The 7,509-nt window shown below is 73.6% G+C and carries 8 protein-coding genes; 1 reads left to right on the forward strand and 7 read right to left on the reverse strand.

Translation table 11 applies throughout. The annotated features are described in order from the left end of the window. Positions 1-474 precede the first annotated feature (474 nt). The 7 genes from E1298_RS41330 to E1298_RS41360 all read right to left on the reverse strand — a co-directional run bounded on the left by E1298_RS41330 (position 475) and on the right by E1298_RS41360 (position 6,131). Positions 475-1,236 carry a DeoR/GlpR family DNA-binding transcription regulator gene (locus E1298_RS41330; protein ID WP_131902839.1) on the reverse strand — a complete coding sequence of 254 codons (762 nt, stop codon included), beginning with the start codon at positions 1,234-1,236 and terminating at the stop codon, positions 475-477. A gap of 57 nt (positions 1,237-1,293) precedes the next feature. Next, positions 1,294-2,328 (reverse strand): zinc-dependent dehydrogenase, encoded by a 1,035-nt coding sequence (locus E1298_RS41335; RefSeq protein WP_131902840.1) that lies wholly within the window; start codon positions 2,326-2,328, stop codon positions 1,294-1,296. Further along, complete coding sequence (locus E1298_RS41340; protein WP_131902841.1) at positions 2,325-2,783, reverse strand: PTS mannitol transporter subunit IIA; 459 nt, start codon at positions 2,781-2,783, stop codon at positions 2,325-2,327. The genes E1298_RS41335 and E1298_RS41340 overlap by 4 nt, the downstream gene beginning before the upstream one ends. After that, entirely contained in the window at positions 2,776-3,087 is a 312-nt protein-coding gene (locus E1298_RS41345) for a PTS sugar transporter subunit IIBC family protein (protein ID WP_341770696.1), read from the reverse strand. Before E1298_RS41345 ends, E1298_RS41340 begins: the two co-directional genes overlap by 8 nt. A gap of 2 nt (positions 3,088-3,089) precedes the next feature. After that, entirely contained in the window at positions 3,090-4,196 is a 1,107-nt protein-coding gene (locus E1298_RS41350; RefSeq protein WP_131902842.1) for a PTS transporter subunit EIIC, read from the reverse strand. A 30-nt stretch (positions 4,197-4,226) separates the two neighbouring features. Then, positions 4,227-5,165: a 1-phosphofructokinase gene (pfkB, locus tag E1298_RS41355; protein WP_131902843.1), complete on the reverse strand. Its 939-nt coding sequence runs from the start codon at positions 5,163-5,165 to the stop codon at positions 4,227-4,229. Positions 5,166-5,480: 315 nt separating this feature from the next. Next, positions 5,481-6,131 (reverse strand): response regulator, encoded by a 651-nt coding sequence (locus E1298_RS41360; RefSeq protein ID WP_131902844.1) that lies wholly within the window; start codon positions 6,129-6,131, stop codon positions 5,481-5,483. A gap of 203 nt (positions 6,132-6,334) precedes the next feature. Between E1298_RS41360 and E1298_RS41365 the strand changes: the two genes are divergently transcribed. Continuing rightward, the coding region (locus tag E1298_RS41365) for a serine/threonine-protein kinase (protein WP_131902845.1) at positions 6,335-7,509 on the forward strand (1,175 nt) is incomplete at its 3' end.

Raw genomic sequence — 7,509 nt, forward strand, 5'->3', positions numbered from 1 at the left:
GCCCCCGGCGCGTCCCGTCCCCGTCCACCGTCTAAGTGCCCTTCCGCCTGCGGCGCGCCGTGCGCCCGGATCGCATCGAGTGGCTTCACTTTCCTTCTCCCCCGTCGTTCTCGGACGCCCGTTCGCGGAAGAGGACGGCGCGGGGCACCCCGGCCCGCGCGGCCGCTTGAAGGACGCGCGGCAGGTCGCCTGAAGAGCACGACCGGCCGCGATGCGCCCGCCCGTGGGAGCGCGGCCGGGCACCGCCCGCGCGGCTTCTGGCCGCGCGCCGTCCTCTGCCTGCCGGTCCGGCGGGCGTGATGCGAATTGCCCCCGTGCTGTGAAATCGCATGCGTTCCCCGAACCGGCGAGGTGGCGCCGGACTCGGATCCGCTCCCGGTGCCACGGGAGAGACGCTAACGAGCCGCGCTGGCGCCGAACTTGCGCGCCCTTTGCGCGGACCTTGCGCGGCCCGGCGTGGACCGGTCCGCCGGGTCAGACGCGAAGGACCTCGGGGCCGAGAGCGGCGATCTCGGCGGCCGGCTCGGCGTCCAGCCCGGTGTCGGTGATGAGGACGTCGATCTCGGAGAACTCGCCGAACCGCACCAGGTAGTCGTTCCCGACCTTGGTGTGGTCGGCCAGCAGCACCCGCCGCCGGGACGAGGCGATCATGGCCCGCTTGACGGCGGCCTCGGCCTGGTCGGAGGTGGTCAGGCCGCGCCCGGCCGAGCAGCCGTTGGTCGCCATGAACGCCACGTCCACCCACAGGCTCGCCAGCGGCCGCAGGACCCAGTCGTCCACGGTGGCGAGGGTGCGGCCGCGCACCCGCCCGCCCAGCATGATGACGTTCAGGTGGGGGCGGGTGGCGAGCACGGTGGCGTGCGGCGGGGAGTTGACGACGACGGTCAGCTCGCGGTCGGCCGGCAGCAGCTGGACCAGCCGGGAGGTCGTCGTCCCCGCGTCGATGATGATCGATCCGTCGACGGGCAGCTCGTTGAGCGCGGCCTTGGCGATGCGCTCCTTCTCCTCGGTCAGCACCGCGTCCCGCGCCGCCAGCCCGGGTTCGAAGCCCAGCCGCTCCACCGGGATCGCGCCGCCGTGGACGCGCCGCACCGTCCGGGCGCGCTCCAGCACGGTGAGGTCGCGCCGGATCGTCTCGGTCGTCACCTTGAACTGCTCGGCGAGCGTGACCACGTCGACCTTGCCGTCCGCGCGCGCCTGCTCCAGGATCGCCTGCTGCCGCTCTTCGGCGTACATGTGCTCTCCGCCCGTCCCGATGTGCGTCCATTCTCCCCCGGCCGCCGGGCGGACCGGTCAGGGCTCGATGGTCACCTTGATCGCCGAGCCCTCGGCGACGAGGTCGAGGGCGGACCGCAGGTCGGCCAGGGCCAGCCGGTGGGTGATCAGATCGGCGACCGGCACCCGGCCCGAGGCGATCAGATCGAGGGCGCGGGCGTTGTCGGCGGGGGTGGAGCCGTTGGCGCCGACCACCGTGAGCTCCCGGTAGTGCACCCGGTTGGCGTCCAGGGCGATGATCGGGGCGTCCTTCGGCAGCCCGCCGAACAGGCTGACCCGGCCGCCCGGCGCCGCCATCGCCACGGCCTGCGTCTGCGCCGTGGGCGAGGCCGCCGCGGTGATCGCCACGTCGGCCCCGCGGCCGCCGGTCAGATCGCGCACCGCCTCGACCACATCGACGTCGGCGGACCAGAGCGCCATGTCGGGCTCGACGATCGCGGCGGCCCGGTCGAGCCGCTTGAGGTTCGGGTCGATGAGGAAGACCCGGCCGGCGCCGCGGGCGCGGGCGACCCGCACGTGCAGGCAGCCGACCGGCCCGGCCCCGAAGACCACCACGTCGTCGCCCCTGCCGACCCGGGCCAGCTCCTGCCCGTTCAGGACGCAGGCCAGCGGTTCGGCGACCGACGCCTCGGCGAAGGAGACGCCGTCCGGGACGCGGTTCACCCCGTCCACCGCGAGCACCTTCGCCGGGACGATCATCTGCTCGGCGAAGCCCCCGTCGTAGTGGTAGCCGATCGACTCCTGCCGCGAGCACACCGTCCGCCGGCCGCGCCGGCACTCGGCGCAGGCGCCGCAGGGAATGGCCGCGATCACCTGGACGCGGTCCCCCGGCGACCAGCCCGGGGCGTCGCCGGCCACCACCTCGCCCGCGATCTCGTGGCCCATCACGCGCGGCGGGACGATGTGGTGGTGCCCGTACCGCGCTATCTTCACGTCGGTGCCGCAGGTGGAACAGTTCCGGACGCGGATCTTCAATTCGCCGGGACCGGGCTCGGGGACGGCGGACTCCTCGATGCGGATGTCGCCGGGTGCGTGGAAACGAGCGACTTTCACGGTACTGGATCTCCTTTTCCGGGGCGTAGCAGCCGGGTGATGTCGGCCGCGGTGGCGGCCTCGCGCAGGTCTCGGGCGCGGCCGGGATCGAGCAGGAGCCGCGCCAGCTGGGCCAGGACGGCCACGTGCCCGTCGCCGCGGGCCGCGACGGCGATCGCCACCGTCACCGGGTGGCCGTCCCAGTCGATCGGGTCGGGGAAGCGCAGGACGGCGAGCGCGTCGCGCAGCACCGCGCCCCGGCCGGGCGCCGTGCCGTGCGGAAGGGCCACGCCTTCCCCGACGTAGGTGGACAGCGACCGTTCGCGCTCCAGCATGCTGTCGACGTACGCGGCCGTCACGGCGCCGACGTCCGCGAGCGTCCGGCCGCACTGGCGCACGGCGTCCTCCCGGCCGGCGGCCACCGCGTCCACGCGGATGGCGCGCCGGTCGAGCAGCCGCGCGAACGCGTCAGCCACTGAGGTCCCCGCCGTCCTTGATGGCGGCGACCACCCGGCCGATGGCGGGGTCGCCGATGTAGACCGTGAACGGCACGATGAGGCGGCCGGGCGCGCCGTGGCGCGCGCGCTCGGCGAGCCCCGCGTGGCAGACCACCACGTCGGCGTCGCCGGGTATGGAGTCGACGGCGCTGTGCTCGACCGTGACGTCCTGCCCGCGCAGCTCCCGGCGCAGCTGGGTCGCCAGCATGACGCTGCTGCCCATGCCCGCGTCGCAGGCGATGACGAGTTTGCGGACGGCCTTTCCGTTGATGCTGGTCACCATGATCAGGTCTCCTGCTCGGTGATGGAGGCGGTCGGAGCGTCGGACGCGGTCGGATCGGCGAGCCTGCCGAAGCCCAGCAGCGCCGCGCCCACGCCGAAGGAGACCGCGGCCGAGGCGAGCATGCCGGTGTAGACGCCGATCCAGTTGCCCGCGCCGCGCGGCGTCTGCGCCAGGTAGGCGAAGATGCTGCCGGGGGCGGGCGGGCCGACCAGCCCGGTGCCGAACGCCAGGAAGATCGCCGTCCCGGTGGCGCCGCCGGCGATGGCCGCCAGGATCATGCGCGGCTTCATCAGGATGTAGGGGAAGTAGATCTCGTGGATGCCGCCGAGGAACTGGATGACGATCGCGGCGGGGGTGGAGGCGCGCAGCCCCCGCGGCCCGAACACCAGGTAGGCCAGCAGCACGCCAAGGCCCGGGCCCGGGTTGGACTCCAGCATGAACAGGATGGACTTGCCGTGCTCGGCGGACTGCTGGACGGCCAGCGGGCCCAGCACGCCGTGGTTGACGGCGTTGTTGAGGAACAGCACCTTGGCGGGCTCGATGAGAACCGCCGTCACCGGCAGCACGTCGCGGTCGATCAGCCACTCGACCCCGTCGCCCGCCGCGTCGGTGACCGTGCGCACCACCGGGCCGATCAGCGCGTGGCCCGCGAGCGCCGCCGCCGCGCCCAGGATGCCGGCGGAGAAATTCTCCACCAGCATCTCGAACCCCGGCCGCACCCGCCCCTCGACCAGCCCGTCGAAGAGCCTCATGGCGTAGGCGGTCAGCGGGCCGATGACCATCGCGCCCAGGAACATCGGGGTGTCGGAGCCGACCACGACGCCGGCCGTGGCGACCGCGCCGACGACCGCGCCGCGCTGGCCGTGGACCATCCGCCCGCCGGTGTAGCCGATCAGCAGGGGCAGCAGGTAGAGGGCCATCGGGTCGACGAGCTCGCCGAGCTCCTTGTTCGGCAGCCAGCCGGTCGGGATGAACAGCGCGGTGATGATGCCCCAGGCGATGAACGCGCTGATGTTGGGCATCACCATCCCGGCCAGGAAGCCGCCCAGCCGCTGGACGCGGGCGCGCGGCCCGGTGCCTGCGGTCTGGGGTGCGTACGCGGTGGCCATCACGGCCCTCCCGTCGATCGGGGACTCGGATCAGGCGATCAGCGGCCGGTCCTGGACCGGCGGCCGCTGGATGTGGACGCCGTCGTAGCCGATCTCGTCGATGCCCGGCATGCGCCCGGCCGGCTGCCGTACGGCGGCGGCGCCCCAGGCCAGGCCCGCCGCCAGCGCGACCGAGCCGCGGGCTCCGGCGGCGAGGAAGCCCGCGAGCAGCGCGTCCCCCGCCCCCACCGTGCTCTTCGGCCGGGCCACCGGGGCCCGGCCGGTGCGGACCCCGTCGCCGTCGACCAGCACCGCGCCCTCGGCGCCCAGGCTGACCAGCACGGCTCTGGCCCCGCTCGCGCACAGCAGGCCCGCCGCGTCGATCGCCTCGGACAGCCGGCCCACCGGCCGGCCCACGGCCTCGGTCAGCTCCTCGCGGTTCGGTTTGACCAGGTCGGGCCCCGCCCGCACCGCCGCCGGCAGCGCCGGCCCGCTGGTGTCGACGGCCACCTTCGCCCGTGCCGGAGCGAGCACCTTGCACAGCTCGCCGTAGAAGCCGTCCGGCACGCCGGGGGGCAGGCTGCCGCAGGCGACCACCCATGAGGCGCCGCGCGTCTCGGAGACCACCGCCTGGACGACCGCGTCCAGTTCGGCGCGCGACAGCCGGCCCCCCGGCTCGTTCAGCTTGGTGACCATCCCGCCCGGCTCGACGATCGTCACGTTCGACCGCGTACATCCGCGCACCGGCACGGCCCGGACGGTCAGGCCCTGCTCCTCCAGAAGCCGCTGGAGCCGGTGACCGTCCGGCCCGCCGACCGGCAGGACGGCGACGGAGGGGACCCCCGCGGCCAGCAGCGCGCGGGAGACGTTCACCCCCTTGCCGCCGGGGTCGAGCCGCGCGGACCTGGCGCGGATCACCGCGCCGCGCGTCAGCGCGTCCACCTCGATCGTGCGATCGAGGCTCGGGTTGAGCGTCACCGTGACGATCACGTGCCGATCACCTGCGGATTCCGTGGTGGCGGACGGGCACGCCCCCGTGCGCGGTGCCCACCGTCCACCTCGCGAACATGTTGGTTCTTATCCGTCTCACCTTGATTCGCCTGCGTTTGCAACTGAATGCACCGTAACTCACAGATTGACGTTGGTCCGGGGCTCAGTCATTGACCGCATGTGGCCGCCCCGCGGTGACCAGCGGCGAACCGCGATGATCACCTGCGAAACGCGCGGCGCCGACCGGATCGGCGCGCCGTCAGAGGGCGCGCCGCATCCGATCGGCGCCATGCGAGGGAGGGGGAATTGCGCGGGTCAGTCGTCCCGCTGGAGGTAGGTGAGGATCGCCTGGACCCGCCGGTTGTCCAGGGAACTGCGGGGCAGGTCGAGCTTGTCGAAGATATGGCGGACGTGCGTGCTCACGGTGTTCTTGGACACGTACAGGCGCTCGGCGATCCCCCGGTCGGTCAGCCCCTCGGCCAGCAGCCGCAGCACCTCCCGCTCGCTGGCGCTCAGCTCCGCCAGCCGCCGGTCCCGGCGGCGGGCCTTCATCAGATCGCCGATCAGCTCCGGTTCCATCGTGGTGCCGCCCGCGATCAGGTGCCGCAGCGCCCGGCTGAGCTGGTGCCGCACCATGATGCGCTCCTTGAGCAGGTAGCCGGTGCCTTTCTCGCCGCTCGCCAGCAGCCGTTCCGCGCATTCGGGAATGGCGTAATCGGACAGCACCAAAATCCCCATCCGGGGATGCTCGCGGCGGAGTGCGAGGGCGATCTTTATGCCCTCGTCACTGAAATCGGGCGGCATCACCAGATCCAGCACCACCGCGTCCGGCCGGAGCCTGGAAACCGTCGAGGCCACCTTTTCCGGATGGTCCAGCATTCCGACCACCTGATGGCCCTCTTCGGTGAGCAACTGGTGCAGGCCCGCCCGGGTGATGAGCTGATCATCGACCACGAGCACGCGCATGATCCGTCCACCTTCAGCCGGCCGCCAGCAGCAGGAGGACATTCTAGGCCGACCGCCGGGAGCGGCCTTCGAAAGCGGCCGGATTCACCATTTTCCATGAGCCCGCGTTCCACACAATCCGCGATGCGCGTGCCGGGCGCCCGACCATAACCTGATCGCGAACTGCCTCTCACCGAATTGGTGCTGGACTGGGGGAGCCTAAGATGAGCGGCTGGCGGGTGCCCGGATACACCGAGCTGGGGCAGCTCGGCGCGGGGGCGCATGGACGGGTCGTGCTGGCCCGCCGCGACGGGATGGACGCCCTCGTCGCGATCAAGTACGTCGACATCGGCGCACTGCTCGCCCCGCGCGCGCCGGACGACCGCGAGGCCCGCCTGATGGCCTCGGTCGACCATCCGAACGTGGCCCGGCTGCACGACTTCTACCAGGGGGCCACCGGGGTCGCGCTGGTCATGGAGGCGGTGGAGGGCGTCTCCCTCGCCCGGGTGCTGCGCGAGCACCCCCAGCTGGAACCCGAGGCCGCGCTGGCGGTCCTCAAGGGCTCCCTGCTCGGGCTGGCCGCCGCGCACGCCGCCGGGGTGGTGCACCGCGACTACAAGCCCGACAACGTCATCGTCGACGGCGGCGGCGTCAGCAAGCTGATCGACTTCGGGGTGGCCTCGGCCTCCGGGGAGCGCTCGACCGCGGGCACCGCCGCGTACATGGCGCCGGAGCAGTGCAACGGCGAGCCCGCCAGTCCGGCCACCGACGTCTACTCCGCCACCTGCGTGTTCGTGGAGTGCGCCGCCGGACGCCGGCCCTACCTCGGCGACCAGGACGCGGTGCTGATGGCCCAGCACCTGCACGGGCCGGTGCCCGCGGAGCTGGTGCCCGGGCCGCTGCGCGACCTGGTGGCGCGCGGGATGGCCAAGAGCCCCGCCGAGCGTCCGCCGGGCGCGGCCGACTTCGTCCGGGAGCTGGAGAGGGCGGCCGTGGCGGGCTACGGCGCGGCCTGGGAGCGCCGCGGCCTGGCCGCGCTGGCCGCCGCCGCCGCGGCGCTGGCCGTGCCGCTGGGCGAATCCGGCCCCGCCGAGGCGGGGACCAGCACCGCCGACACCACCATCGCCGGCAGGATGCCGGGCATCGCGGGCGGCGCGGCGGCCGGCGGCGCGGCGGCCTCCGCGGGCACGGCGGCCTCCGCGGGCACGGCCAAGGCCGCCGCGAAGGAACAGGCCGGGCGCTCGGCCCGCGCCTCGCTGATCGCGGGCTGCGTCGCCCTGCTCCTGCTGATCGCGGCGGGGTTCTTCCTCCTGCGGGACGACCACACGATCGAACCCTTGGCCGAGCGGCCCACCTCCGGCCCGTCCACCCCCGTCCCGTCCCCTGGCCCGTCCACGCC

It is taken from the genome of Actinomadura rubrisoli, assembly GCF_004349215.1.
Lineage (GTDB): Bacteria > Actinomycetota > Actinomycetes > Streptosporangiales > Streptosporangiaceae > Spirillospora > Spirillospora rubrisoli.